The organism is Halalkalibacter wakoensis JCM 9140 (assembly GCF_000513095.1).
GTDB classification, from domain to species: Bacteria; Bacillota; Bacilli; order Bacillales; family Bacillaceae_D; genus Halalkalibacter; species Halalkalibacter wakoensis.
Window position 1 is genome coordinate 1 of record NZ_BAUT01000178.1, and the last position, 727, is coordinate 727.

The window sequence follows — 727 nt, forward strand, 5'->3', positions numbered from 1 at the left end:
GTATGTTTTCATTGTTGCTTTGGCTTCTTTGTGATTTTCTATCTCTTTATAATTTGGAATTTCTTGATTGACTGTATCACAAACATCCCCATTTTCTTCTTCTAAATGGAGAAATAGTTTTTTAGCTAAGCGCTTCATCACTCGTTCGGGTGTCGCACGAAATGTGTTTGCTTGCGTATGAGTTGTATCTATACTGATTCCTGCCGTCTTTTTAATAATACCGTGTTCTACACATTTCTTGATTATCTCAGTCAATACCTCATCCAAAGTAAATTCTTGTAATCTATGTACTCTGAATTTAGCTAGTAAACTTGGGTGTGGAAGGGAGTCTTCTGGATTAATCCCAAGAAAATACATGTAGGCAAGGTTTAGTGAAGCTTCTTCCATCACTCGTTCGTCAGACAAATTATATAAATATTGAAGAAACAAAAGCTTAATCATAAGCTCAGGTTCTTTGGCAGGGCGACCATAATATTTAGAGTAAGAGTTCTCAAGCAGCTGGTTCACAAAACTAAAGTCTACGAAATCATTAATGAGCCTTAATGTATGATTTTCTGGAATTTTATTGTATAATTCAGTGTAGAAGCTTAATTGTTTAGATTGGTTAAGCATAAAAAAATCCTCCTTTTTGGTTCTTGGTTTCTCTTCAATTCCATTATACCAAAAAAGAAGGATTTTTTTATTTGTATTGATTTACATATTTTAGGAGTCGTTTTTCAGTGATCTC

1 protein-coding gene is annotated in these 727 nt (G+C 33.6%); it reads right to left on the bottom strand.

Annotation, left to right across the window (positions count from 1 at the left end; genetic code table 11):
- The coding region (locus tag JCM9140_RS22150) for a transposase (protein WP_034751860.1) at positions 1–612 on the bottom strand (612 nt) is incomplete at its 3' end.
- Between the last annotated feature and the right edge of the window lie 115 nt (positions 613–727).